The organism is Amycolatopsis samaneae, from assembly GCF_039541975.1.
Taxonomy (GTDB): domain Bacteria; phylum Actinomycetota; class Actinomycetes; order Mycobacteriales; family Pseudonocardiaceae; genus Amycolatopsis; species Amycolatopsis samaneae.
The window spans coordinates 485,797-510,495 of sequence record NZ_BAABHG010000001.1 but is presented as its reverse complement, the minus strand read 5'-3'; the positions used below and the strand labels follow the sequence as shown (position 1 = coordinate 510,495).

Genomic DNA, 24,699 nt, shown 5'->3' with positions numbered 1-24,699 from the left:
TTCGCCGGATGACGGATGTCCGCACCTTTCGAGGCGCCTGTTACGCGGCTGCCCGCAGCACGGGTGGCCGGGTGCTCGAGTTCCGGCTCGCCACCGAGGTGACTCCCAACTTCGACCAGGGGCTCATCGCCTACCGCGAGCGTACGGTCGCCGTGGTCCGCGCCCACGACTCGGCGGTACTGGCAGTGGCGGAGCCGCGGATCGTCGGCGATGGCGCCGTGGACTGCGGCCCGCTGATCTTTGTCGATGCCCCCGAACTGGTCGCGGCGCTGGCCGTGTCGCAGCCGGTGTTCCAGGTGCTCACCCCGGCCGACCTCGACGGCCCGTTCGACGCCACGGCCTGGCCCCATGTCTCGCCCTACGACATCAAGTACTGGCGGCCCGGCACCCTCGGCGAAGCGCTCTTCAACTACTGGGACTGACGGGACGGTATGCACGGGAGGTATACCTCCTGTGTATAGTCCGCGCCCGTGATCATGCTCGGCAGGGACATCGCACTCGGAATCCGTTTGTCGACAGGCGGAAAGGGGCAGTTCCGCGCGGCGCTGCCCCGGCTCGCGCTGACGGCGGCCGGGATCGCGCTCGCGGTCGCGACGCTGCTGGCCGCGGCCTCGGCCGGGAACGTGGCGAACTCGCGCGCGGACCGGCTGGCGGCCACCGCACTGGTGACGGCGCCGAAGCCCGGCGTGCGGCCGCTGTACCTGCGCACGGACGACGCCCGGGTCCACGGGGACGAGGTCTGGGCGAGCCGGGTGGCCGCGTCGGACGCCACCTCCCCGGTACCGCCGGGCCTTTCCCGGCTGCCCGCGCCGGGCGAGCTGCTGGTTTCGCCCGCGCTGGCGGAAAAACTGGCTTCGCCGGACGGGGCGCCGTTGCGCGCGCGGTTCCCCGGCACGGTGACCGGGGAGATCGGGAAAGCGGGCCTGCACGACGCGGGGGAGTTGCGGCTCTACACCGGTGACGAGACCGCCGAACTCGCCGCCGACCCGCTCGTCGCGAAGGTCTTCGGGTTCGGCGATCCGGCCGGCAGGTTCGAGCTGGGCAGCCGGATCTTCCTGCTCGTCGTGCCACTGGCCGTGGTCGTGCTGCTGCCGTTGCTGATCTTCGTGACGACGGCGTCGCGCATGGGCGCGGCGCACCGGGAACGGCGGCTGGCCGCACTGCGCCTGCTGGGGGTGCCCGCGGCCAGGACCCGGCGGATCGCCGCCGCGGAGTCACTGCTCGGCGCGGGCGCCGGGGTGGTGCTCGGTGGCCTGCTGTTCCTCGGGCTGCGCGCGGTGATCGGCCGGCTCGACCTGTTCGGGATCCGGGTCTTCGCCTCGGATTTCGTGCCGCCCGTGGCGCAGGCCGCCGTCATCCTGGCGCTGGTGCCCGTGCTGGCGATGGCGGCGGCGGTGTTCGGGCTGCGCCGCACGGTGGTCGAACCGCTCGGCGTGGTGCGTCGCGGCCGGACGGTCGAACGGATGGTGTGGTGGCGCTGGACGATCATCGGGCTCGGCCTGCTTTCCTTGGCGTACACGTATTCGGCGGAGAAACGGACGAAAGACGGCCTCGTGATCTTCGCGATGGGCGCGGGGACCGTCCTGGTACTGCTCGGCGTGGTCGCCCTGCTGCCGTGGGCGGTGGAGCGGATCGTCGGACGGCTCACCGGCGGCCCGCCGTCGTGGCAGCTCGCGATCCGGCGGCTGCAACTCGACAGTGGCACGGCGGGCCGCGTGGTGTCCGGGCTCGTCGTGGTGCTGGCCGGCCTGCTCCTCGCGCAGAACGTGCTCGTCGCGGTCCGGGCGGCCGGTGCGCCTCCCGGCACCTCGGCGATGCCGGGGGCGCCGGTGGAAATCACCGCGGGGCAAGGGTTTCTGTCCGAAACGCTCGACCGGGCCGGTGCCGCGCCCGGGGTGCGCGGTGTGCACGTCGTGCGTGAGGTGCACGTCGAACGACGGGACTACGGTTCGGGAACGCTGCAGATCGGGGACTGTGCCGCGCTCGCCCTGCGCGCCGGGATCGGCCCCTGCCACGACGGCGACGTCTTCGCCGTGGACGGGCGGCCGGAGGGGTACCGGAGCCCGCTGCCGCCCGGTCCCGTCCTGTTGCCGCCCGGCCGGTCCGGTCCGGAATGGACGGTCCCGGCGCCGGTGCGGCGGGTGCCGGCCGGGGCGGCGGTACGGGGCGCGGACGGCGCACTGCTGGTGACGCCCGGCGCGCTGCGCGATGTCGACCTCACCCGGCTCGGGGTACCGGCCACGGTGCTGATGACCGGGGCGGGGCCCGCCCCGGACCTGGCCGACCGGGTGACCGCGGCACTGGGCACGCTGAACTGGCGGGTCACGGTCCGGGCCAACGACCCCGCCGCCGCGTCCGCCCCGCCGGACCGGCAGAGCGCCGGCCTGCGCGCCGTGACGCTGGCCGCGTCGGTGTTCGTGCTCGTGGTGGCCGTGCTGAGCCTGTTCATGCTTTCGGTCGAGCAGATCACCGAGCGACGGCGTCTGCTGGCGGCGCTGACCGCGGCCGGCGTCCCCCGCGCGGTGCTCGCGCGGAGCCTGCTGTGGCAGACGGCGCTTCCGGTGGTGGTCGGCGTGGTGCTGGCGCTGGTCGCCGGGGTCGGCCTCACCCTGCCCGTGCTGCACCTGTCGGGGACACCGGTCGTGCTCGACCCGGCCACGCTCGGCGGGATGGCCGTGGTGACGGTGCTCGGCGTCCTCGCGGTGACCGGCCTGACGTTCCCGTTGCTGCGCCGCGCCACCCGGGTCACCTCGCCACGGGTGGACTGACCTCGGCGGGCTCGGCGTAGGCCTGCTCGACGGTGGCGCGGTCGAACACGTGCCAGGTCGCCGCGGTCACGATCGCGGCCACCACGAAACCGGCCCAGTACGGCGTGGTGAGGCCGAACTTCGCCGCCACCAGCCCACCCAGCAGCGCGCCAGCGCAGTTGCCGCCCGCGACGATGAACAGGCTCGTGCTGCTCACCCGGCCCAGCATGTCCGGCGGCGTCAGGCGCTGGCGCAGCGAACTGCCGACGATGCTCCACAGCGATCCGTGCACGCCGAAGAGGAAGAGCACGACGCCGACGAGCCAGGCGTCGCGCGACGCCGCGAGGGCGAGGTGGGTCCCGGCCTCGACGACGAGACCGATCCGGAGGGTCCAGGTGGCGGAGACCAGCCGGATGATCCGGTCACCGGCCAGCGAGCCGAGCACGCCGCCGCCCGCCAGCGCGGTGAACAGCAGGCCGTAGCCGACCGAATCGAGCCCCAGCCGCTCCTTGGCGAGCAGGACGAGCACGGCGGTGGCCGCGACCAGCGTCAGGTTCAGCAGGCCGATCAGGATCACCATGGTCCGCAGCAGCCGCTGGCGCAGCAGCCACCGGAACCCCTCGGCGAGCTCGTGCCGCACCGACCGCCGTGGCGGGGCGCCCGCGCCGTCGGCCGCGTCCGGGGGACGACGCTCGGCGCGGTAGGCGCCGGTGACGAGACCGATCAGGATCGCGCTCGCCGCGTAGGTGGCCGCGTTCACGAAGAACGGGATGCTCGCCGCGACGACGAAGAGGAATCCGCCCAGCGGCCCGGCGATCATGTTCTGCATCAGCGTGACGCCACCGGTCAGCCAGCCGTTCGCCCGGTCCAGCCCGGCCCGGGGGACCACCGCGGGAATCATCGCCTGGCCGGCCGACCGGAAGATCACCTCGCCGGTGTTGACCACGAACAAAACCGTGTACAGCAAGGGAATCCCGCTGGTGCCGGTGAGGATCGCGACGGAGAGCACGAGCAGCGCGGCGACCCGGACCCAGTCGATCACGATCATCAGCCGCCGCCGGTCCACCCGGTCGACCAGCACGCCGCCGGGCAGCGCGAACAGCAGCCACGGCAGCCAGGACACCCCGGCCGCGGCGGAGACCACCAGCGGGTCGCTCGTGCGCGAGGCGACGAGCAGCGGCGCGGCGATGGTCGCCAGGCCACTGCCCAGCGCCGACGTGGTGCTCGCGGCCCACAGCCTGGCGAACCGCTTGCCCAGCCGTGCCGTCCCCTCCCCGGTCACGAGATCGAAGCTAACAGGACCGGGGGTGGCGCGCGTAAGGTTTCTCTCCCAGCGGACACGGCAGCCGGGCCGACCGAACCGTTGCGCAGGTGTGCTGAAGGACGCTTTCAGTGCACTCGACGCACTGAAAGCGTCCTTCAGCTCGCTCAATGCACTGAAAGCTCCCTTCAGTGCGGGGGCGCGTCCAGCGCACCGAAGGCGTCCCTCGGCACTACAAAGTCCACAAAGGACGGAGTGGGTGGCGCTGGGCGTAGTATCCCCATACCGAAAACGGCTTCGGGAATACGAAGGATCGCGGTGATGGGGATGCCGGAAACGCCGGGACGGCCCGCCTCGCCGTCGGCGGACCGCGTCCTGACGGTGCTGGAGACGCTGGTGGCGGCCGGGGAGGGCCTGACCCTCACCGCGCTCGCGCACGCGGCGGACATCTCGCTCGCCACCTGCGCCTCGATCGCCTACACACTCGAACAACGGGGCTACGCCGCGCGCCGGGTGGTCGGCCGCAGTCACTTCTGGCGGCCGACGATGCGGCTCTACGGCCTCGGTTCCTCGCTGGTCCGAAAGGGGGACCTCGCCGGGATCGCGGGCCCGTACCTGCGCGTGCTCGCCGACGAGCTGAACATGCCCGCGCACGCCGGGGTGCTCGACGGCGCGTCGGTGGTGTACGTGGCGAAGGCGGCGGCGTCCGGGTTCATCCAGTTCGACACCTATCCCGGCAAGCTGGCGCCGTTCAACCTCACCGCGCTCGGCCGCGCGATCGCGGCGCACCTGCCCGATGCCGAACTCGAGCCGTTGCTGTCCCGGCTGGTGCCCGGCACCGGCCCCAAGGCGAAAAGGGCTACGCCACGGGCGTTTCGCGCCCAGCTCGCCAAGGTCCGCCAAACGGGTTACGCGGTGGAGGACGAAGAGGAGGAGGCCGAGATCGCCTGCGTCGCGGCGCCGGTCTTCAACGCCGAAGGGCGGGTCGTCGGTTCGGTCGGTGTCACCGGTTTTTCCCGCGAGATCGCGAAACGCGGGCTCGCCGCGGCCGCCGGGCTCGTGGTCGGGCAGGCCGGGGAGATCTCGGCCGGGCTCGGCTTCTGAACCGGTGCCGAACCCGGGTGGCCTTGCGTCCCCGGACGTACGCGGCTTACTCTTTTTCAACTGGCGGAAGGTATTTTCGAAATAGCGAGTGATCCCGGAGCGGTACAGCGTCCCTGTGTGGAGGTAGCTGTGCGGGCACAACGTCGTTTCGCTGTCGTGGGTGTACCGGTGGCCGTCGCGGTCCTGCTCGCGGCGTGTGGTGGTGGCGACGCGGGCGGGCCGGAGGTCACCGCGTCCGCGAAGAGCGGGCAGGGCGCGGTCAGGGACGGCGGCACGCTGGTGTACGGCCAGGCCGACGGCGTCACCCAGCTCGATCCGAACAAGATCTCCAGCGCCGCGCAGACCCAGTTGCAGACGCTACTGTGGAACGGGCTGACGAAGTGGGCGCCGGACAACTCGGCGCAGCCGGACCTCGCGGACTCGTGGACGCACACCCCGGACTTCCGGCAGTGGACCTTCCGGCTGCACCCCGGAGTCAAGTACCACAACGGAAAGCCGTTCACCGCGGCGGAGGCGAAGAAGAACTTCGACCGGGTGCTGGCCCCGGGATCGACGGCACAGGTGGCCACGAAGATCGCCATGGTCGCGAAGGTGACGGCGGCCGACGACACGACCCTGGTGCTCGACCTGAGCTCGCCGGATCCCGGGCTCGCGGTCGACGTCGTCGACGTCAAGATGACCGACGTCGACGCCATCGGGGAGGTGAACCGGACGGCGAACGGCACGGGGCCCTACCGGCTGAAGGCGTTCGTCCCCGACCAGACGGTGGACCTGGTGCGCAACGACGCCTACTTCCGTGGCAGGCCGCACTTCGACGGCGTCCGGATCGCCCGCTACGCCGACGCGACCGCGGCCCAGACGGCGTTGCGCTCCGGTGATCTCCAGGTGCTCGGCGCGGTCGCGCCCGACGCGGTCAAGAACCTCGCCACCGGCGGCCGCCAGCTGCTCACCGCCGCCGAACCGGCCGGGTACGTGGTGTGGGAACTGGACACCTCCTCGCCGCCGTTCGACAAACCCCAAGCACGGCAGGCACTTTCGTACGCGGCGAACCGTGCGGTGATGATGGACGCCGCCTACGTCGGCTACGGTGTGCCGACGCCGGGGAACGTGCCGGTCAATCCGAAGAACCGGTACTACGACCAGGCATTGCCCGCGCACGGGTTCGATCTGGACCGGGCGAAGCGGCTCTTCGCCGAGGCCGGGGTGGGCGAGGGGAGCACGCTGGTCTTCTGGACCAAGGCCGGCAGCAACCCGGAGTGGACCACGATCGCGCAGATCCTGCAGGAGGACCTCAAGAAGATCGGGATCGGCCTGGACATCCGCGGTTCCGAGAACAGTACGTGGAGCGCGAAGTTCTACCCCAAGGGCAAACGGTACCCGAACACGATCGCCGCCAACTACGTGTCCTTCACCCCGCTTCCGGACGGCTACGCGCTCTCCTGGTTCGCCGGCGGGTCCGGTACCTGCGAGTGCAACTGGGCCGCGCCGAAGACCTACGACGACGCCGTTTCCGCCGTCGAGTCCACAGGGGACGGTCCGGTGCGGGACGCGGCGTTCCGGACCGCCCAGGAGGTGCTGAACCGCGAGAGCCCGGTCGTGGTGATCGGCAGCACCGCGTTTTTGTCGGTGGCCGCCGCTAGCGTGCGTGGTGCCTGGGTACAGGCGGAAGGAACACTGCATCTGGAGGAGGCCGGGTTCGCGGCGTAGCGGTCGCCGGCCACGGAGAGGGGGTGGGTGATGGGCCGGTACGTCCTGCGGCGCGCGGGCGTCAGCGCGCTGATGCTCGTCGGCGTTTCCGTGCTCGTCTTCGTGGTGCTGCGCCTGCTCCCCGGGGATCCGACGGTGACGAAGGTCGGTGCGGCGCAAGGGATCGATCCGGCCGCGCTGCGGCAGCTGCGTACCGAGCTCGGGCTGGAGGACCCGCTGCCGGTGCAGTACTGGCACTGGATCACCGGGCTGCTCCGCGGTGACCTCGGCCGGTCGTACTTCAGCCAGTTCGACGTCGGCGTGCTCGTCGGGCAGCGGCTGGGCCCGACGCTGGAGCTGTCGCTGGCCGGGGTGACGCTCGCGGTGGTGCTCGCGCTGGTGCTGTCGGTGCTGCCGACGATACTGGGCGGGCGCTGGCTGGGCCGGCTCGTCGGCGGGTACACCACGCTGGGCATGGCGGCTCCGCCGTTCGTGTTCGGGATCGTGCTCATCGCGCTGTTCGTGGTCCGGCTCGGGGTGCTGCGCGACGAAAGCTACGTGGCCCCGTCGGCGGACTTCGGCGGCAATCTCCGCGCCCTGCTGCTGCCCGCGGTGACGCTGGGCATCTGCCTGTCCGCCCCGCTGATCCGCTACCTGCGGGCCGGACTGTCCGAAGTGGAGGATTCGCGGCACGTCCGCACCGCGGTGGGCAAGGGGATCCCCCGGCGGTCGGTGGTGCTGCGGCACGTACTGCCCAACGCGCTGCTGCCCGCGCTGACCTCGCTGGGCGTCACCGTCGGACAGGTGCTCTCCGGCGCGGTCGTGGTGGAGTTCGTCTTCCGCTGGCCGGGGCTGGGCTCGCTGGTCGTGGATTCGGTGTACAAACGGGACTACGCGGTCATCCAGAGCACGGTGCTGCTGCTGGCGGCGGTGTTCGTCCTGGTGAACCTGCTCGTCGACGTGCTGTACGGCGTCCTCGACCCCCGGCTGCGGGTGGGGGAGGCGGTCCCGTGAGTACACTCGAATTGTCCGAAATGGACAGTGTGGACGCGGTGGGGCGGGGCGTGCTGCGCCGGTTCCTGGCCCGCCCGCCCGCGGTCGTGGCGCTGGCCGTGCTCGGCGTGTTCGTCCTGCTCGCGGTGATCCAGCCGTTCGCGCTGGCCTCGCCGACGCGGATCGACACGCGGCACAAGTTCGGGGCGCCCGGCCTCGCGCATCCGTTCGGCACCGACGAGCTGGGCCGTGACCTGCTTTCCCGTGTGGCCCAGGCGGGCCAGGCCTCGCTCGGGTTCGCGGCGGGCGCGACCGCGATCGCGATGGTGCTCGGCGTCGCGTGGGGACTGCTCGCCGCCGCCCGGCCCGGCTGGCTCGACGAGGTGCTGATGCGCGTCGCCGAGGCCGCGCTGGCCATCCCGACCCTGTTGTTCGCGCTGGTGTTCGTCGCGGCGTTCGGGTCGGGGATCCTCGCCATGACGATCGTCGCGGGGCTGCTGATGGCGCCGCTCACCGCGCGGATCACGCGGTCGGCGGTGCTCGCCGAGCTGAAGTCGGAGTACGTGCGGGGGCTGACGGCGGTGGGCGCGTCGCGGTCGCGGATCCTGTTCGCCGAGGTCCTGCCGAACGCGCTCCCGGCGTTGCTGGCACAGGCCTCGCTCAACGTCGCGACCTCGTTGATGCTGGAGGCGACGCTGAGCTTCGTCGGCCTCGGCATCCAGCCGCCGGACGCGTCGTGGGGCACGCTGCTCAAGGCGGGTTACGACCGGTTGTACGAGTCGGTCTGGTATCCGGTCGCGCCCGCGCTGCTGATCATCGCGGCGATCGCGGCGCTGAACACCGTCGGCGACCAGGTCCAGCGCGTGCTGCGTGGTACGGCGTGGAGCGGCCGATGACGCACGAGGTGCTGCGGCTGGAGGAACTGTCCCTCGGCGTGCGGGGGCGGCCGATCGTGCGCGGGGTCGACCTGACCCTGCGCTCGGGCGAGCGGGCCGCGCTGGTGGGCGAGTCCGGGAGCGGCAAGACGATGACGGCGCTGGCGATCCCGCGGCTCAATCCCGGGCCGGTCGCGGTCACCGGCGGCCGGATCCTGCTCGACGGCACCGACCTGGTGACCGCGAGCGAACGCGAGCTGGTGCGGGTGCGGGGCCGCCGGATCGCGATGGTCTACCAGGACCCGTTGTCCTGCCTCAATCCGGTGCGGACCGTCGGCGGGCAGCTCGTCGAGGCGATCCGCGCGCACCGGGAGGTCACCGCCGCGCGGGCCCACACCGAGGCCATCCGGCTGCTGGTGGAGGTGGGCGTACCGGAGGCGGCGGACCGGCTCGGGCACTACCCGCACCAGTTCTCCGGCGGGATGCGGCAGCGGGTGATGATCGCGATGGCGATCTCGTGCGCGCCGGACGTGCTCATCGCCGACGAGCCGACCACCGCGCTCGACGTCACCACCCAGGCCCGCGTCCTGCGGCTGCTCGGCGAGCTGGCCGAGCGGCGGGGCATGGCGGTCCTGTTCATCACCCACGACCTCGCGGTGGCTTCGGCGCTGTGCCACCGGATCCACGTGCTGCGGGAGGGCCGGATCGTCGAGTCGGGCGGGCTGCGGGAGGTACTGACCACCCCGCGGCACGAGTACACCCGGCGGCTCGTCGCCTCCGCGGTCACGCTCAGCACGACCCCGGCGAAGTCCGGCCCGCCGGGCGAGGGCGTGCTGATCGAGGCCGAGGGGCTGGTCCGCCGGTTCGGCACCGGGGTCACCGCCGTGGACGACGTCTCGCTGAGTGTCCGGAGCGGCGAGACCTTCGGCCTCGTGGGGGAGTCGGGGTCGGGCAAGTCGACACTGAGCAGGCTGCTGCTCGGGTTGGAGCGGCCGGACGCGGGAAAGGTGTCCTTCCGCGGTACGGAGCTGGCGTCGCTGGGCCGCGCCGGGTTGCGGCGCCTGCGCCGGGAGATGCAGATCGTGCTCCAGGATCCGGTCGGTTCGCTCAACCGGCGCAAGACGGTCGGGCACATCGTCGGGCTTCCCCTGCTCGTGCACCGGAAGGCGGGGAGGCGGGAGCGGCGGCGCCGGGTGGCCGAGCTGCTGGATCTGGTCGGGCTGCCCGCCTCGTTCGCGGGGCGGTACCCGCACGAGCTGTCCGGCGGGCAGTGCCAGCGGGTCAACCTCGCCCGCGCGCTCGCCCCCGGCCCGTCGTTCCTCGTGCTGGACGAGGCGGTGTCCGCGGTCGACGTGGTGATCCAGGCGCAGATCCTCGAACTGCTCCGCGAGTTGCAGGCCCGGCTCGGGCTGACCTGCCTGTTCGTCTCGCACGATCTCGCCGTGGTGCGGTACCTGGCGCCGCGGCTCGCGGTGATGTACCGCGGCCGGATCGTCGAGACGGGCACTCGTGAGGAGATCTTCGAGGCGCCCAAGCACGCCTACACCCGGTCGCTGATCGACGCGATCCCCGCGCTCGAGGGGGTGGGCCGATGATCGGCGTCGCGCTGGTGGGCCTCGGGGACATCGCCCTGCGGGCCCATCTGCCCGCGCTGCTGCGGAATCCGGAGGTCACGGTGGCGGCGCTGGTCGACCCCGACCCGGCGCGGCGGGCGCTGGCGGCCGCGCACGCCCGCGCCCCGGTGGCGAAGGACGTCCGCGAGGTGCTCGCCGATCCGTCGGTGCGGGGTGTCGTGCTGGCGACGCCGCCGTGGGTGACCGCCGGCCTGATCGCCCAGGTCGCCGGGAGCGGCCGGTTCGTCCTGGCCGAGAAACCGGTCGCGACGTCACTGGAAGCGGGCGAAAAGCTGCTCGCGCTGCCCGAAGAGCAGCTGCGGCGGGTGCAGGCCGGGCTCACCTACCGGCACGATCCCGCGCTGGAGCTGCTCGGGGAGTGGCTGCGCTCCGGGCTGCTCGGCTCCCCGTTGCTGGTCCGCGCGCACATCTACGACGAACGGCGGGATCCGGCCGACCCGGCGCACGCGCGGCGCGTCGAGGAGACCCTGCGGCACGGCCTGCCGCTGGTCCACGAGGGCGCGCACGTCTTCGACTGGTTCCGCCTGCTCTTCGGCGCGCCCGAGCGGGTCGACGACGCCTGGACGCTGGCCACCCGGGACGGCCTGCCCGCGCCGAACCTGTGCGGCGTGCGGCTGCTCTGTCCACACGGGACGGTCGTGCTGGCCGAGTTCGGCTGGCTCACCGACGCGCCGCCCCGGTGCGAGATCAGCGTCCTCGGCGACCGGGGTCACGTCCGGCTGGACGGGTACAGCTTCACCGTGGAGCTGAGCACCGCGGCGGGTATCGAGCGGTTCGAGTTCGAACCGGACCGGACGACGCGGTGCTTCGACCGGCAACTGGCCCGGTTCGTCGAGCTGATCACCGGCGTACGCCACGAGGCCGATCCCGGTCTCGAAGCCGGGGTCGCCACGCTCGCCCTCGCCGAACGCATCACGACGCTCCTGGAGGGACGACGATGACGCTTCTCTTCTGGGCCGAAAGCACCCGCGAGGAACTGCGGGAGGCACTGCCGGACAGCCTGGTCGTCCTGCCCGTCGGCGCGACGGAACAGCACGGCCCGCACCTGGCCACCGGGACCGACGCCGCCATCGTCAAGGCGATCTGCCGGTTCGCCGTCGTCCGCGCGGCCGATTCGGCGCGGCTCGTGCTCGCGCCGCCGCTCCGGTTCGGCGTGTCCGGGCACCACCTGCCCTTCGGCGGGACGCTGTCGCTGTCCCCGGAGACCGCGATCGCGGTACTCACCGACCTCGCCCGGTCCATTGTGGAGTGTGGCGGGCGGCGGCTGGTGATCGTCAACGGCCACGGCGGGAACCGGGGTGTCGCCCAGGCGGCCGCGGCGAAGGCCGCCTCGGCGTACGACCTGACCGTGGCCGTGATCCACTACTGGGATCTGCTCGCGCGGGTGCCGGACACCCCGATCCCCGGGCACGCGGGGGAGTTCGAGACGGCGATGCTGCTCGCCCTCCGGCCGGAGTTCGTGCGGCGGCGGCAGCCGAGAACGCTCCCCGCGGAGTCCGGTGTGGACGGTGTGGAGGTGCACGAGGCGGCGGCGTGGCGGCGGATCGACGGCTACACCGACGACCCCGCGCGGGCGACGCGCGAGCGGGGCATGGCCTGGCTCGACGAATGCCTCGGCGCGCTGGCGGACAGGCTGAGCACACTGGCGAACCGGCCATGATCGACTTCCACACGCACACCCCCGCGTGGCGCACCGGCACCTGGCTCGGCGGCGCCGAGTTCGGGCCGCCCGAGTTCCTCGCCTTCCTGGACAGCGCGGGCATCGACGCCGCGGTGCTGCTCGCCCACGACGGGCTGTTCAACGCCACGCGAGAGTCGAACGACGAGCTGGCCGCCTTCGCCGCCGCGGACCCGGCGAGGATGGTCGGGTTCGGCACGGTGCACCCGCGGCACCCCGGCGCGGTGGAGGAAACCCGGCGGTGTTTCGCCGAACTGGGCCTCGGCGGGCTGAAGCTGCATCCGTGGCTGCAGGGGTTCAGCATGCACGAGCGCGTGCTGGACCCGATCTGCGAGGTGGTCACCGAGGCGGGCGGCATCCTGCTCTCGCACGACGGCACCCCGCCGTACTCGACCCCGGCCCAGATCGCCGCGCTCGCGCGCCGTCATCCCACGCTGCCGGTGGTGCTCGGCCACGGCGGCCTGCACGACTGCTGGCGGGAGGCGCTCGCCGTGACGTGCGAGACGGCCAACCTCCACCTGTGCCTGTGCGGTACCCCGCCGTACGCGGCCCGCCGCATCGTGGCCGAGGCACCGCCGGGCAAGGTCGTCTTCGGCACGGACGCGGGGCTGTCGGACAAGGCCGGTCAGGACTACGCCGTGGCCAGGGTCGCCGAGGTCGAGGGCTGGGGCCTCACCGAGCGGCAGCGCGCGGACCTGCTGGTGCACAATCCCCTGCGGCTGCTCGGCGACCGGCTGGGGAGGCTCCGGTGAACCCGCGCACGGCCCGGATCGAGGCGGTCCAGACCGCCCCGGTGACCCTGGACGCACACCCGGACCTCATGGTGCGCGGCGCGAAAGGGGCCCACGACCGGTCGGACTTCCTGCTGGTGCGGGTCGTCACGACGGACGGCGTCGAGGGGTACGGCGAGGTCAGCGCCACCCCGCTGTGGAGTGGCGAGGACGGGGTGAGCGCGCGGCACTTCGTCACCGAGTCGCTCGCGCCCGCGCTGCTGGGCAGGCCGCTCGCCCCGGTCGGCGCCCTGGAGTCCACTATGGACACAGTGCTGGCGGCGAACCCGTTCACCAAGGCCGGGGTGTCGATCGCGCTGTGGGACGCCTACGCGCGCACACTCGGCGTTTCACTGGCCACGGCGCTCGGCGGGCCCTACCGCGACGAGGTACCGATCAAGCTCTCCCTTTCCGGCGACGGTGAGCAGCTGGAAAGGGCGTACGCGGCCGCGTCACGGGCCGGGTTCCTGGCGTTCAAGGTCAAGGTCGGCCTCGGGGTGCCGGGCGATCTGGCGCGGATGGCACGGGCCCGCGAGCTGGCCGGGCCGGACGCGTTCCTCGGCATGGACGCCAACGGCGGCTGGAGCCGGGCCGAAGCCCGCGTGGCGCTGCGCGGGCTGGCGGAGTCCGGCCCGGCCTTCGTCGAGCAGCCCGTGGCGCCCGGCGACCTCGAAGGCATGGCGGCACTGCGGTCCTTCGGGCTGCCGGTGGTGGCGGACGAGGCGGTGTTCGGCACCGACGACCTGCTCCGGCTCGCCCGCGCGGACGCCGCCGACGTCGTCAGCGTGTACGTCGGGAAGGCGGGCGGTCCCGGCCGCGCGGTGGCGCTGGCCCGGCTCGCCGAGGTGTCCGGGCTGGACGTGCTGCTCGGCTCCAACGGCGAGCTGGGCATCGGCGCGGCCGCGCAGCTGCACGTGGCCTGCGCGCTGCCCCGCCTGTCCGCGCTGCCCTCGGACATCATCGGCGCGCACTACTACGCCGAGGACGTGCTGGCGGAACCGCTGGACAGCGACGGCAGCCGGGTCCGGCTCGGCGAGGGCGCCGGGCTGGGCGTGGTGCCGCGCGGCGACCTGCGCGGGAGGTTCAGGTGATCGTCGACGTCCACACGCACACGCCGACCCACCGCGACGCGGTGCCGGAGGCCGAGCGCCGGGTGTACGAGAACTGGCGCACCGATCGGCCGGTCACGACCACGAACTCGTGGGCCGACCACGCCGCCGCGGTGGCCGGGGCCGACGTCGCGATCGTGTTCAACATCGCGGTGGACGATCCGGAGGCGATGACCGGCCTGCCCTACCCGCCGGAGCGCACGAACGACGCGACCGCCGAGTTCGTGGCCGCCGACCCGCGCCGCCGCATCGGCTTCCTCTCGGTGAACCCCTTGCGGGACAACGTTTTCGAGGAGGTCGAGCGATGCGTGGAGCTGGGACTGGCCGGGGTCAAGCTCGGCCCGAACTACCAGAACTTCGATCCGCTGGAGGAGCGGGCACTGGCGTTCTACGCCCACTGCGAGCGGCACGGGCTGCCGATCCTGTTCCACCAGGGCGCGTCGCCGATGCGGCACGCGCCGCTGCGCTACACCTATCCGCTGGTCACCGACGAGGTCGCGCTGCGGTTCCCGGAGCTGCGGATCGTCATGGCGCACATGGGACATCCGTGGGGCACCGAGACGGTGGTGACCATCCGGAAGCATCCGCACGTCTACGCGGACGTGTCCTCGATCTACCTGCGGCCGTGGGTGTGCTACCAGTCGCTGCTGGCCGCGGTCGAGTGGGGCTGCGCCGGAAAGCTGTTGCTGGGCAGTGACTTCCCGATCGCGGACACCGGCGAGGCGATGGCCGGGCTGCGCCGGGTCAACGACATCCTCGAGGGGACGAAGCTGCCCCGGGTACCGGCGGAGGCCGTCGAACGGATCATCCACGCGGACGCGCTCGGCGCGCTCGGTCTGGAGGTGCCCTCGTGAACGCGTCCCGTGTTCCGGTCGTCGACGCGCACGTCCGGCTCGGCACCGGCCGGGAGGTGGCCCTCGACGCCGCGACCCTGCTGGCGACCATGGACCAGCTCGGCATCGACCGGGCACTGATCGCGCCGGACGAGCGGTGCACCGCGGTCGCCAACGGCGAGGGCAACGACCTGGTCACCACCGCCGCGCGGGAGTCCGGCGGGCGGTTGTCCGCCTATGCGGTGGCGAATCCGTGGCACGGCGCGGCAGCGCTGGCCGAGCTGGCGCGGGCGGCCGGGGCGGGCGCGGTGGCGCTCGCGGTCGATCCGGTGCTGCAGGGTTTCGACCTGCTCGACGGGTTGGTCGACCCGCTGCTCGGGTTCGCCGGCGAGCACGGCTGGCTCGTCTACGTCCGCACCGGCACACCGCCGAGCGCGCTCCCGTTGCCGCTGGCCACCCTCGCCCGGCGGTACCCCGGGGTGCGTTTCCTGATGGGCCGCAGCGGGGCGACGGACTTCTGGATCGACGCCGCGCCCGCGCTGCGGTACGCGCCGAACCTGTACGCGGACACGGCGTACGCGCCGTGGGACACCGTGCTCAGCGAGTTCGCGCGGGACCCCGAGATCGGCACGTCACGGGTGATCTTCAGCACCGATTCCCCTTACACCGTCGCGAAATCCGAGGTCACCAGGGTGCGGGACTGGACCATCGGCGAGGACGAGCGCGCGGCCGTGCTCGGCGGCACGCTGCTGGGCCTGCTCGGCGCCGCCCGGAGTGATCGCCGGTGAGCGGCGTGCCGGAGCCGCCGGTGCGGGGAGTCTCGCCGGTGCTGCAGGTGCCGTTCACCGAGGACGGCGCGGTCGACGTCCCCGGATTCCACCGGGTGGTGCGGCATGTGCTCGGCACCGGTGTGCGCAGCGTGATGTTCCCCGGGTTCGCCTCGGAGTTCCACAAGCTCGACGAGCCGGAACGCGCGCGGCTCACCGCGATCCTGCTGGCCGAGACCGCGGCGGCCGACGACGTCGCGGCGATCGTCGCGGTGCAGGACCACGCGACCCTGCTCGCGGTGGCCAGGGCCGTCGCGGTGGTGGAGGCGGGCGCCGACCTGGTCAACCTGCTGCCGCCGCACTTCCTGGCCCCGTCCCGGCGGGCGGTGCTCGCCCACGTCGGCGCGGTGCTGGCCGCGGTCGCCCCGACTCCGGTGGTGCTGCAGTACGCGCCCGCCGAAACGGGCACGAGTCTCGACGCGCCGGCGTTGTCCGCGCTGGCACGGGAGCATCCGAACCTGCGGCTGGTCAAGGTCGAGGCCAGCCCGCCGGGAGCGTTGATCGCCGAGCTGGCCGAGGGCGACCCGCCGCTGCCTGCCGTGGAGGGGTACGCGGGCGTCCAGCTGCCCGACGCGTTCCGCCGGGGCGCGGTCGGGACCCAGCCCGGCTGCTCGTTCACCGAGATCTACGTCGAGATCTGGCGGCGGTTCGCCGAGGGCGAGCACGTGGGCGGGGAGGAGCTGCACCGGCGGCTGCTGCCCTACATCTCGTACTGGATGCTCGACCAGGAGCTGATCATCGCCGCGGAGAAGCTGATCTCGGTGCGGCGCGGCCTGTTCGAGAGCCCGCACTGCCGTGAGCCGGGGTATCGGCTCGACCGCGAGGAGACCGCCATGGTCGGCCGGTTCCTCGCGGAGTTCGAGGATCTGCTGCCGCCACCGGATTGAGGTTCCCGACCAGGCTGGAGGAAAACCATGCGCGGTCCCCGTCACTTGCCGAGGCTGGTGCTCGTCCTCGGATCCTGCGTGACACTCGCCATGACGGCGTTCACGCCCGCCGTGGCCCAGCCCGGCCACGACACCCGGCGGGTCAAGGCCGCGTCCCTGGCCGAGATCCGCCGGTCCGTGGTGCCCGAAGGCGGGATCAAGGCGGCGATGTCGGGCGGGAACACCGTCGACGCCGTCGTGCGTGAGCCGCGCCCGCGCGCCGACGGCTACCGCCACATCGACACGCCGTCGCTCGTGGCGAAACTGAGACGGGAGGGGCTGAACACCTACGTCTACGGCATCTGGGACGCCCCGACGGACTGGGACGACCTGCGTACCGAGTTCGCGCCCGTGGCCGCCGCCGCGGGGATCCGGATCTGGGTGTACGTGGTTCCGCCGTCGGAGTGTTTCGACGACCCGGTCCCGTCGCGGAGCGGCCGGTGCTCGCGACCGTACAAACTGGACTTCGTCACCTGGGCGCGGGAGATCGCGAAGCTGTCCGTGCGGTACCCGAACGTGGTGGCGTGGGCGATCGACGACTTCCTGATCGGCCAGAACGGGCAGCTGTTCACGCCCGAGTACATGCACAAGATCGTCGACGCCCAGGACGCGGTCAACCCGAAACTCGGGTTCTACACGACCGCGTACTATTCGGACGCGATCAGCCCGGCGTTCTACGAGCGTTTCGCCCCGTTCATCGACGGCATCGTGTACCCCTACCTCGGTTTCACCAGCAACACGCAGGACCCGGCGGCGGTCCGGCCGAACCTGGACGCGATACTGGCCCAGGCGAAACCGCGTGACATGGGCGTGCTGTTCCTCTTGTACACCAACAGGTTCCTGGACGCGGCCCTGCCGCCGGACGAGAACTACGTCGCGGCGTCGATCCAGGCCGCGCTGCCCTACGCGCGCGACGGACGGATCCTCGGGATCAACAACTACGGCTTGCCGCTGGGGGACAAGCCGAACATCACCGCGGGCAACCGGGCCGCGCACGGCATCGGCAGGCTGAGCGTGGCGCTCCCGTCCTTCATCGGGACCAGGCCCGGCGACTACGCCGGGGCCGAGCAACGGGTCCGGGTCGACACGGCGGCGGCGGGGAAATCACTGTCCTTTGTGGATTACGACGGCAACTACGGGAATCTCGGCGGCGCCGGGTACCACTTCAAGCAACTGCTCGTCGACGGCGCCGTCGCGTGGGAGTCCGACGTCACCGATCCGGGCGGGTTCGGCTGGGTGCGGCACACCGTCGACCTGACCGAAGCGCTGCGGGGCAAGGAATCCGCGACCATCACGCTGCGGATCCTCGACCGGAACGGGGTCGGCGACTTCCCGCTCGACGTCGGCTTCGACGACGTCACCGGCGAGGGCCTGACCGTGGTGAACGGCGGGTTCGAGAACGACCGTGGCTGGCGGCTGGTGTCCGACAACCGCGCGCTGCTGCCCTCGCTCGACCACTACGTCCAGGACCGGCCCGCCCGGATCCGGGAGGCGGTCGCCACGACGCTGCGTGGTCTGCCGTTCGTGAACCGCCCGTACCCGCCCGAGCCGCCGACGCGGGGTTACCGCACCGACGACAGCGCGATGTACGGGCACGGGCGGCTGGGGTTCACCGTGCCGGAACGGACCGCGACCAGGGCGGGCGCGTGCGCGTCGGCGAGCCAGGTCGTCGGCGTGGACCGGTCCTCGGCGCGGTACGAGATCTCGTTCTGGGACCGTGACCAGTACGCCAGGACACCGGCCGCGCAGGGACACCTGGTCAAGCGGGCGCTGGTCGACGGACAGGTGGTCTACGAGCACGACGTGGCCGACTGGTGGGCCGGGCTGTGGATGAACGGCGAATCCGGGCAGGGGCCGATCGACGTCACCGAGTTCGCGCGGGGGAAGGACGAAGTGACCCTCGCCTTCCAGCTCTGCACCACCAGCCCGGCGGCCGACCTCGCGGTCGACGTCGGGGTGGACAACGTCGAGACGATCGGGCTGGCGGTGCGGAATCCGGGCTTCGAGTGGAATGGCGACTGGACGCTGCGCAGCGACGATCCCGGGGTGACCCCGGCGATCAGGGTCGCGCGCCGGTAATCCGATCGCCGGGCACCGCGGCTTCCCCTAGCCTGATCGCGTGCGCGACGGTTCCTTTGCCCTGCTCTGGCTCCACGGCCCCTCCGGCGTCGGTAAGTCCACTGTGGCGTGGGAGATCTTCGGCGAACTCGGCCGTACCGGCGTCGACACCGTGTACGTCGACGTCGACCAGCTCGGCCTGTGCCATCCCGCGCCCGGGGACGATCCGGGCAACGAACGGCTCAAGGCGGCCAACCTCGCCGCGGTCGGGTCGGTCGTCCGGGACGCGGGGGCGCGGGGACTCCTGGTGTCGGGGATTCTGGAAACCGCCGACGCCGTGCGGGCGTACGCCGAGCGGATGCCGGGGATCGCGCTGACCCTGTGCCGGCTGCGCGCGGGCGAGCGAACGCTGCGGGACCGGATCACGGCTCGGGGCTGGCAGCCGCAGCTCGCGGACGCCGCCGTCCAGCACGCCGAATCGCTGGACCGCGCGGAGACCGGCGAACTGCGTGTCGACACCGACGGGCTGTCCGTGGCCGAGGTGGCGCGGCTGGTCCGGGAGAAGACCGGCTGGCCGCCGGTCGTCGAAGGGACGGCGGAGCGAGCGATCCCACCGTCCACAGTAGACGAAGGAGCGGCGCCGATGCTGTGGCTGTGCGGCCCGCGCGGGGTCGGCAAGTCCGCGGTGGCCTGGGAGATCTTCGCCGGGCTCATCGGGTCCGGCGTCCGGACCGCGTATGTCGACCTGGCGCAGCTCGGGTTTCGCCGTCCCGCGCCGGACGATCCGGGAGGCCACCGGCTGAAGGCACGCAACCTCGGTGCCCTCTGGGCGAACTTCCACGCCGCCGGGGCCCGGTGCCTGATCGTGTCCGGCGGCGCCGGTGACCAGGCCACCGTGGACCGGTACCTCGCCGCCGTACCAGGTACGCGGCCGAAGGTGTGCCTGCTGCGTGCCGGCCCCGCCGCGCTGACCGACCGGATCCTGCGGCGCGGGCGCGGTGCGGGACCCCCGATTCCCGGTGACGACCTGAACGGCCGATCCGCCGAAGACCTGCGTTCGCTGGCGGAACGGGCGGCACGCGAAGCGGAAGAGCTGGACCGCGCGGGAATCGGCGACTTCCGCGTCGACACCGGTGATCGCTCCGCCGAGGAGGTGGCGCGGCTGGTCCGCGCGCGGACGGGCGACTGGCCGGGGCTGGCGTAAACCGGTGGCGGGACCGGACGTGGTCGGCTAGCCTCACGTCATGATCTCCGCGCGTACCGCCATGATGCCCCGTTCCCGGGGCCGGTGACTCTGCGCGGATGATCTGTCCGAGGCCCTGTCCAGGGGCCTCGAACGATCTCGGAGCCCCGTGTCCACCCGGAGGTTCCGCTGTCCACCACCTACCTCACCACCACCATCCCGTACGTCAACGCCCGGCCACATCTGGGTTTCGCGCTGGAACTCGTCCAGGCCGACGTGCTCGCCCGGCATCGGCGTCGGCTGGGCGACCGGGTCCGGCTACAGACCGGTACCGACGACAACTCGTTGAAGAACGTGCTGGCCGCGGAGGCGGCGGGGATACCGGTGCGGGAGTTCGTCGACCGCAACGCCGCGGCGTTCATCGCCCTGCGCGAGCCGCTTTCCCTGTCCACCGACGACGTGCTCCGCACAAGCCACGATCATCGGCACCGCACCGGGGTCGAGAAGTTGTGGCATGCCTGCGCCGAGGCGGGGGACTTCTATCGCCGGTACTACGAGGGGCTCTACTGCGTCGGCTGTGAACAGTTCTACGGCGAGTCCGAACTGCCCGGCGGGCGGTGTCCCGAGCACGACGTGCCGCCGGAGCGGGTGGCCGAGGAGAACTGGTTCTTCCGGCTTTCCCGTTACACCGGCCAACTGCGCGACCTCGTCGAGAGCGGACGCCTCCGGATCGAACCGGCGCAGCGACGCAACGAGGTCCTCGGGTTCCTGGCGGGCGGGCTCTCGGACTTCTCCGTCTCCCGCTCGGCGAACCGCGCGCGAGGCTGGGGGATCCCGGTGCCCGGCGACCCCGGGCAGGTGATCTACGTGTGGTGGGACGCGCTCGGCAACTACCTCACCGCGCTCGGCTACGGGTCCGGCGACGCCGCGCACCGGCGCTGGTGGCTCGATTCCGATCGCCGGATTCACCTGGTGGGCAAGGGAGTTCTCCGGTTCCACGCGGTCTACTGGCCGGCCATGCTGCTCTCGGCGGGGCAACCGCTGCCGACCGACATCGTCGTGCACGACTACCTCACCCACGAGGGCCGCAAGATCAGCAAGTCCGCCGGGAACACCGTCGACCCGGCCGTACTGGCGGGGGAGTACGGCACCGACGCCGTCCGCTGGTGGCTGCTGCGGGAGGTGCCCCGCGCCGGGGACGCCGACTTCACACGCGACCGGCTCGTCGCCCGGTCCGACGACGAACTCGCCAACGGGCTGGGCAATCTCGTCAAGCGGGTCGTCGCGATGGTCCACCGGTACCGGGACGGGGTTGTTCCCACCGGCGGCCGGGCACCGGGCGCGGAGCGGGTGGACCACGCGTGCCGCGTGGCCGCGGCGGAGATCGCCGAAGCCCTGGCGGAGTTCGACTTCCGCCGTGCCACCGCGGCGGTGCAGGCGATCGTCGACGAGGCCAACCGCTTCGTCAACCAGGCCAAGCCCTGGGAACTGGCGAAGGCCGAGCGCGCCGACCCGGGAGAACTCGACGCCGTGCTGGCCACCCTTGTGCGGGCGTGCCGGACCGTCGGCGAGGAGCTGGCGCCCTTCCTGCCGGACGCGGCGGGACGGGTGGCCCAGGCCTGCGCGGAGCGGGACGGGCGGCTGCCCGGAGCGCGCCCGCTGTTCCGGCGCCTCGCGACCGTCGACACTGGAACACTTGCGCAATCATTTGACTAACGGGGGTGACCTGGGGTTTACTCGGGGGCAACGGAACGCCGACCGGAGGAGGTGAGGGCCATGAGTCCAGAACACAGTCCCGGCTCATCCACATCCCTCGAACCTCCGGGAGGTCACCATGACCACGACCATCTACTCGCGTGCCACTGACACGACCACTCCGGCGCCCCGGCGGCCGATCGAGCGGTCCGCCGTCACCACGCGCCCCGCGCTGCGGATGACCTGGCGGGCGGTGATCGACGAGCACGGCGAGCGTGTCCTGCGCGCGAGCTGGCACGCCGGGCACTGAGCCGGGCGGACGGCGTCAGGCGACCGGTGCGGGCGGCCGGAGCGCCTGACGCCTGAGCCGGTTGAACAGCTTCGCGTTGTTCAGCGCGAACACGCCGACTGTGCCACCGTCCCGTTCGAAGGTGGCCGCGAAGGACGAATCCTCCGTGGTCCCTTCGACGAGGACGAGCCGGTCGCCCGGAGCGGGATGTCCGGCGACCTGGATCCGGCCGCCGTACTGATCGGACCAGACGTACCCGCTCGCCGTGTGGCCCCGGACCGTCCGGCCCGCCAGGAGGTTGGTCACCGCGACCCCGGCCTGCTCGGTCGCGTTCGTCCAGTGCTCGTGACGCAGCCGGTCGCCCCGTTCGCCGGCGTACCGCGCGACGTCGCCGATCGCGACCACATTGGACAGTTCGGTGACCAGGCCGCGGTCGGTGTGCACCCCGTTGCCGACGGTCAGGCCCGAGCCGATCAGCCAGTCGGCGGCCGGCGACATGCCGATGCCCACCACGACGACGTCCGCGGGAAGGTGCCCGCCGTCGGCGAGATCGATCCCGGTGACCCGGCGCCCCCTCGGCCCGTCGTCCACTGTGGTCAGTCCACTCACGACGGACCGGCAGCGCAGCCGCGTCCCGTGCTCGGCGTGCAGCCGCGCGCACACCGCGCCCAGCTCCGGGCCGAACACGCGCGAAAGCGGGGCGTCGAGTGCCTCCAGCACTGTCACTTCAAGGCCGAGACCCCGGCAGGTGGAGGCGACTTCGGCGCCGACGAACCCGGCACCGGCCACCACCACCCGGGGAGACCCGCTCAGTTCGGCACGCAGCCGCAGCGCGTCGTCGAGGGTGCGCAGGACGTGCACCCCGGCGACACCCTCGGCGCCGGGGAGCGTGCGGGCCCGCCCGCCGGTGGCGATGACGACACCGTCGGCGAAGACCTCGCCGCCGTCGGAGAGCGTCAGCCGTCCGTTGGCCGGGTCGAGCCGCTCGGCGCGCACGCCGAGGCGGTAGGTGACGCCGAGGTCGTCCTCGGTGTCGAGCAGGTCCAGCGCGTCCCGGTCGATCGCCCCCGCCAGGAACTCCTTCGACAACGGTGGTCGGTCGTAGGGCCGGTGCGGCTCCTCGCCGATCAGCACCACCTCACCGTCGAAGCCCTGACCGCGCAGCTCCTGGAGTGCGCGGGCACCGGCCAGCGAGGCCCCCACGATCGCGACGCTCCTCACGCGGCGTCCTCCTGGCCTTCCGCGTTGTCCGCGTTGTCCGCGTGGACGTAGACGACGCCGTCTTCGACGAGGACGGCGTAGGTGCGCACCGGCTTCTTCGCGGGGAGGCACGAGGGCATGCCGGTGCGCAGGTCGAAGAGGGCGGCGTGCAGGGGACATTCCACGAAACAGCCCTCGAGCCAGCCCTCGGCGAGGGAGGCGTCCTGGTGGCTGCACGTGTCGTCGATGGCATACAGCTCACCGTCGGCGTTGAACACCGCGATGGGCGCGGGCCCGGGGATCCGCACGGATTCCCCGGGAGGCAGCTCGTCCACCGTGCACGCGCGCATCATGTCGAACCTCCGGAAGTGCCGGGCCGATGTGTCGGAGAGTGTGGGACTGTGAGTGGCTGAGTTGCGTACTGCGAAACTCAAACCAAGATGCGCAACAAAGTTTGAGTCCCGCCGCGGGGACGCGTCAAGAGCTACGGCCAGGTAGTTTCGGCGGAATTTTCACGACCGGCGGACCGGTGTGCTCCGTTCAGGGCGCGCCGGGGAACGCGTCTTGACACCGGCTGGACGCCCCGTCATCGTGAGTTTCCACTAGGGCAACCGCATGCGTAATACGCAACTCAATCCTCCTTCGCGCCTCTCGATCCCACCGGCGTCCCGGCCGGGGAACCCGCGGCGCTGCCCGTTCCCGCTGCGGTACCCGGACCCCGCGGAGAGGAGAAAAGCCTGTGTCACAACAGGTTCGTGGCGTGGTCGCGCGCAAGCAGGGCGCGCCCGTCGAAGTGACCGGCATCGTGGTTCCCGACCCCGGCCCCGGCGAGGCCGTGGTGCGGATCCAGGCCTGCGGTGTCTGCCACACCGACCTGCACTACCGCGAGGGCGGCATCAACGACGAGTTCCCGTTCCTGCTCGGGCACGAGGCCGCCGGTGTCGTCGAGTCGGTCGGGGACGGCGTGACCGACCTGGCCGAGGGTGACTTCGTGGTGCTCAACTGGCGCGCGGTGTGCGGTGTGTGCCGGGCCTGCCGCCGCGGGCGTCCCTGGTACTGCTTCGACACGCACAACGCGCGACAGCCGATGACGCTGACCAACGGCACCCCGCTGTCCCCGGCGCTCGGCATCGGCGCGTTCGCGGAGAAGACGCTGGTCGCCGCCGGGCAGTGCACGAAGGTCGATCCCGGTGTCCCGCCGGAGGTCGCGGGCCTGCTCGGCTGCGGGGTGATGGCCGGGATCGGCGCGGCGATCAACACCGGGCAGGTCGGCCGGGGCGACACGGTCGCCGTGATCGGCTGCGGCGGCGTCGGCGGGGCCGCGATCGCCGGGGCGCGGCTGGCCGGGGCCCGCGAGGTGATCGCGGTCGACATCGACGACGCGAAGCTCGCCAAGGCCGTCGAACTCGGTGCCACGCAAAGGATCAACGCGAAACGGGCCGAACCGGTGGAAGCGATCCGCGGGCTCACCGGCGGGCACGGCGCCGACGTCGTGATCGACGCGGTCGGCCGGCCCGAGACGTTCGAGCAGGCGTTCTACGCGCGCGATCTCGCGGGCACCGTCGTGCTGGTCGGCGTGCCCACCCCCGACATGCGCCTCGAACTGCCGCTGGTGGACGTGTTCTCGCGCGGTGGCGCGGTCCGGTCGTCGTGGTACGGGGACTGCCTGCCCGGCCGGGACTTCCCGATGCTGGTCGACCTCTACCGCCAGGACCGCCTGCCACTGGGCGCGTTCGTCAGCGAGACGATCGGGCTCGGCGAGGTCGAGGCGGCGTTCGCGAAGATGCGCCACGGCGAGGTCCTCCGCTCGGTGGTGCTGTTCTGACCCTCC

The 24,699-nt window shown here is 72.3% G+C and carries 22 protein-coding genes; 19 read left to right on the top strand and 3 right to left on the bottom strand.

All coding sequences use genetic code 11. The features are described 5' to 3' along the window. Positions 1 to 8 precede the first annotated feature (8 nt). Both ABD987_RS02265 and ABD987_RS02260 read left to right on the top strand, forming a co-directional pair. Positions 9 to 422, top strand: coding sequence for a hypothetical protein (locus tag ABD987_RS02265; RefSeq protein WP_345386272.1), 414 nt, complete (start codon positions 9 to 11; stop codon positions 420 to 422). 87 nt (positions 423 to 509) lie between these two features. Continuing rightward, on the top strand, positions 510 to 2,768 hold the full coding sequence (locus ABD987_RS02260; protein WP_345386270.1) for an FtsX-like permease family protein: 2,259 nt from the start codon (positions 510 to 512) through the stop codon (positions 2,766 to 2,768). Here the strand turns inward: ABD987_RS02260 and ABD987_RS02255 are convergent. Next, on the bottom strand, positions 2,746 to 4,029 hold the full coding sequence (locus ABD987_RS02255) for an MFS transporter (protein WP_345386268.1): 1,284 nt from the start codon (positions 4,027 to 4,029) through the stop codon (positions 2,746 to 2,748). The genes ABD987_RS02260 and ABD987_RS02255 overlap by 23 nt on opposite strands. Positions 4,030 to 4,329: 300 nt before the next feature. Between ABD987_RS02255 and ABD987_RS02250 the strand changes: the two genes are divergently transcribed. The 16 genes from ABD987_RS02250 (at position 4,330) to ABD987_RS02175 (ending at position 21,689) form a co-directional block, all read left to right on the top strand. Beyond that, complete coding sequence (locus ABD987_RS02250; protein WP_345386266.1) at positions 4,330 to 5,112, top strand: IclR family transcriptional regulator; 783 nt, start codon at positions 4,330 to 4,332, stop codon at positions 5,110 to 5,112. 168 nt (positions 5,113 to 5,280) lie between these two features. Then, complete coding sequence (locus ABD987_RS02245; protein WP_345386263.1) at positions 5,281 to 6,819, top strand: ABC transporter substrate-binding protein; 1,539 nt, start codon at positions 5,281 to 5,283, stop codon at positions 6,817 to 6,819. A gap of 30 nt (positions 6,820 to 6,849) precedes the next feature. Next, on the top strand, positions 6,850 to 7,812 hold the full coding sequence (locus tag ABD987_RS02240) for an ABC transporter permease (RefSeq protein ID WP_345386261.1): 963 nt from the start codon (positions 6,850 to 6,852) through the stop codon (positions 7,810 to 7,812). Further along, positions 7,809 to 8,687 carry an ABC transporter permease gene (locus tag ABD987_RS02235; RefSeq protein WP_345386259.1) on the top strand — a complete coding sequence of 293 codons (879 nt, stop codon included), beginning with the start codon at positions 7,809 to 7,811 and terminating at the stop codon, positions 8,685 to 8,687. The genes ABD987_RS02240 and ABD987_RS02235 overlap by 4 nt, the downstream gene beginning before the upstream one ends. Beyond that, positions 8,684 to 10,261, top strand: coding sequence for a dipeptide ABC transporter ATP-binding protein (locus ABD987_RS02230; RefSeq protein ID WP_345386257.1), 1,578 nt, complete (start codon positions 8,684 to 8,686; stop codon positions 10,259 to 10,261). The genes ABD987_RS02235 and ABD987_RS02230 overlap by 4 nt, the downstream gene beginning before the upstream one ends. Next, a complete protein-coding gene (locus ABD987_RS02225; RefSeq protein ID WP_345386255.1) occupies positions 10,258 to 11,241 on the top strand; it encodes a Gfo/Idh/MocA family protein in 984 nt (327 codons plus the stop codon). The genes ABD987_RS02230 and ABD987_RS02225 overlap by 4 nt, the downstream gene beginning before the upstream one ends. Further along, complete coding sequence (locus ABD987_RS02220) at positions 11,238 to 11,960, top strand: creatininase family protein (RefSeq protein ID WP_345386253.1); 723 nt, start codon at positions 11,238 to 11,240, stop codon at positions 11,958 to 11,960. Before ABD987_RS02225 ends, ABD987_RS02220 begins: the two co-directional genes overlap by 4 nt. Next, positions 11,957 to 12,730: an amidohydrolase family protein gene (locus ABD987_RS02215; protein WP_345386251.1), complete on the top strand. Its 774-nt coding sequence runs from the start codon at positions 11,957 to 11,959 to the stop codon at positions 12,728 to 12,730. The genes ABD987_RS02220 and ABD987_RS02215 overlap by 4 nt, the downstream gene beginning before the upstream one ends. Next, positions 12,727 to 13,839 (top strand): mandelate racemase/muconate lactonizing enzyme family protein, encoded by a 1,113-nt coding sequence (locus ABD987_RS02210; RefSeq protein ID WP_345386249.1) that lies wholly within the window; start codon positions 12,727 to 12,729, stop codon positions 13,837 to 13,839. Before ABD987_RS02215 ends, ABD987_RS02210 begins: the two co-directional genes overlap by 4 nt. Further along, positions 13,836 to 14,711 (top strand): amidohydrolase family protein, encoded by an 876-nt coding sequence (locus ABD987_RS02205; protein ID WP_345386247.1) that lies wholly within the window; start codon positions 13,836 to 13,838, stop codon positions 14,709 to 14,711. Before ABD987_RS02210 ends, ABD987_RS02205 begins: the two co-directional genes overlap by 4 nt. Next, on the top strand, positions 14,708 to 15,478 hold the full coding sequence (locus ABD987_RS02200) for an amidohydrolase family protein (protein WP_345386245.1): 771 nt from the start codon (positions 14,708 to 14,710) through the stop codon (positions 15,476 to 15,478). Before ABD987_RS02205 ends, ABD987_RS02200 begins: the two co-directional genes overlap by 4 nt. Continuing rightward, positions 15,475 to 16,404: a dihydrodipicolinate synthase family protein gene (locus ABD987_RS02195; protein WP_345386243.1), complete on the top strand. Its 930-nt coding sequence runs from the start codon at positions 15,475 to 15,477 to the stop codon at positions 16,402 to 16,404. Before ABD987_RS02200 ends, ABD987_RS02195 begins: the two co-directional genes overlap by 4 nt. Before the next feature lie 27 nt (positions 16,405 to 16,431). Further along, entirely contained in the window at positions 16,432 to 18,522 is a 2,091-nt protein-coding gene (locus ABD987_RS02190) for a hypothetical protein (protein WP_345386240.1), read from the top strand. 40 nt (positions 18,523 to 18,562) lie between these two features. Beyond that, complete coding sequence (locus tag ABD987_RS02185; protein WP_345386238.1) at positions 18,563 to 19,705, top strand: P-loop nucleotide/nucleoside kinase family protein; 1,143 nt, start codon at positions 18,563 to 18,565, stop codon at positions 19,703 to 19,705. A 135-nt stretch (positions 19,706 to 19,840) separates the two neighbouring features. After that, positions 19,841 to 21,400, top strand: a complete 1,560-nt coding sequence (metG, locus tag ABD987_RS02180) for a methionine--tRNA ligase (RefSeq protein WP_345386803.1) — start codon at positions 19,841 to 19,843, stop codon at positions 21,398 to 21,400. Between the two features lie 118 nt (positions 21,401 to 21,518). Continuing rightward, a complete protein-coding gene (locus tag ABD987_RS02175; RefSeq protein ID WP_345386236.1) occupies positions 21,519 to 21,689 on the top strand; it encodes a hypothetical protein in 171 nt (56 codons plus the stop codon). A gap of 15 nt (positions 21,690 to 21,704) precedes the next feature. Here the strand turns inward: ABD987_RS02175 and ABD987_RS02170 are convergent, their stop codons facing one another. Together ABD987_RS02170 and ABD987_RS02165 are read right to left on the bottom strand one after the other, a co-directional pair. After that, complete coding sequence (locus ABD987_RS02170; protein ID WP_345386233.1) at positions 21,705 to 22,889, bottom strand: NAD(P)/FAD-dependent oxidoreductase; 1,185 nt, start codon at positions 22,887 to 22,889, stop codon at positions 21,705 to 21,707. Beyond that, positions 22,886 to 23,221, bottom strand: a complete 336-nt coding sequence (locus ABD987_RS02165) for a bifunctional 3-phenylpropionate/cinnamic acid dioxygenase ferredoxin subunit (protein ID WP_345386231.1) — start codon at positions 23,219 to 23,221, stop codon at positions 22,886 to 22,888. Before ABD987_RS02165 ends, ABD987_RS02170 begins: the two co-directional genes overlap by 4 nt. A 386-nt stretch (positions 23,222 to 23,607) precedes the next feature. Here ABD987_RS02165 and ABD987_RS02160 point away from each other — a divergent pair, with 386 nt between their 5' ends. Then, entirely contained in the window at positions 23,608 to 24,693 is a 1,086-nt protein-coding gene (locus ABD987_RS02160) for an S-(hydroxymethyl)mycothiol dehydrogenase (RefSeq protein WP_345386229.1), read from the top strand. The last annotated feature ends 6 nt before the right edge of the window (positions 24,694 to 24,699 follow it).

Excerpts from the sequence above, each read along its gene's own strand:
- ABD987_RS02265 (WP_345386272.1), top strand. The coding sequence starts at position 9 with ATGACGGATGTCCGCACCTTTCGAGGCGCCTGTTACGCGGCTGCCCGC.
- ABD987_RS02250 (WP_345386266.1), top strand. The coding sequence starts at position 4,330 with ATGGGGATGCCGGAAACGCCGGGACGGCCCGCCTCGCCGTCGGCGGAC.
- ABD987_RS02240 (WP_345386261.1), top strand. The coding sequence starts at position 6,850 with ATGGGCCGGTACGTCCTGCGGCGCGCGGGCGTCAGCGCGCTGATGCTC.
- ABD987_RS02230 (WP_345386257.1), top strand. The coding sequence starts at position 8,684 with ATGACGCACGAGGTGCTGCGGCTGGAGGAACTGTCCCTCGGCGTGCGG.
- ABD987_RS02225 (WP_345386255.1), top strand. The coding sequence starts at position 10,258 with ATGATCGGCGTCGCGCTGGTGGGCCTCGGGGACATCGCCCTGCGGGCC.
- ABD987_RS02220 (WP_345386253.1), top strand. The coding sequence starts at position 11,238 with ATGACGCTTCTCTTCTGGGCCGAAAGCACCCGCGAGGAACTGCGGGAG.
- ABD987_RS02215 (WP_345386251.1), top strand. The coding sequence starts at position 11,957 with ATGATCGACTTCCACACGCACACCCCCGCGTGGCGCACCGGCACCTGG.
- ABD987_RS02190 (WP_345386240.1), top strand. The coding sequence starts at position 16,432 with ATGCGCGGTCCCCGTCACTTGCCGAGGCTGGTGCTCGTCCTCGGATCC.
- ABD987_RS02175 (WP_345386236.1), top strand. The coding sequence starts at position 21,519 with ATGACCACGACCATCTACTCGCGTGCCACTGACACGACCACTCCGGCG.
- ABD987_RS02165 (WP_345386231.1), bottom strand. The coding sequence starts at position 23,221 with ATGATGCGCGCGTGCACGGTGGACGAGCTGCCTCCCGGGGAATCCGTG.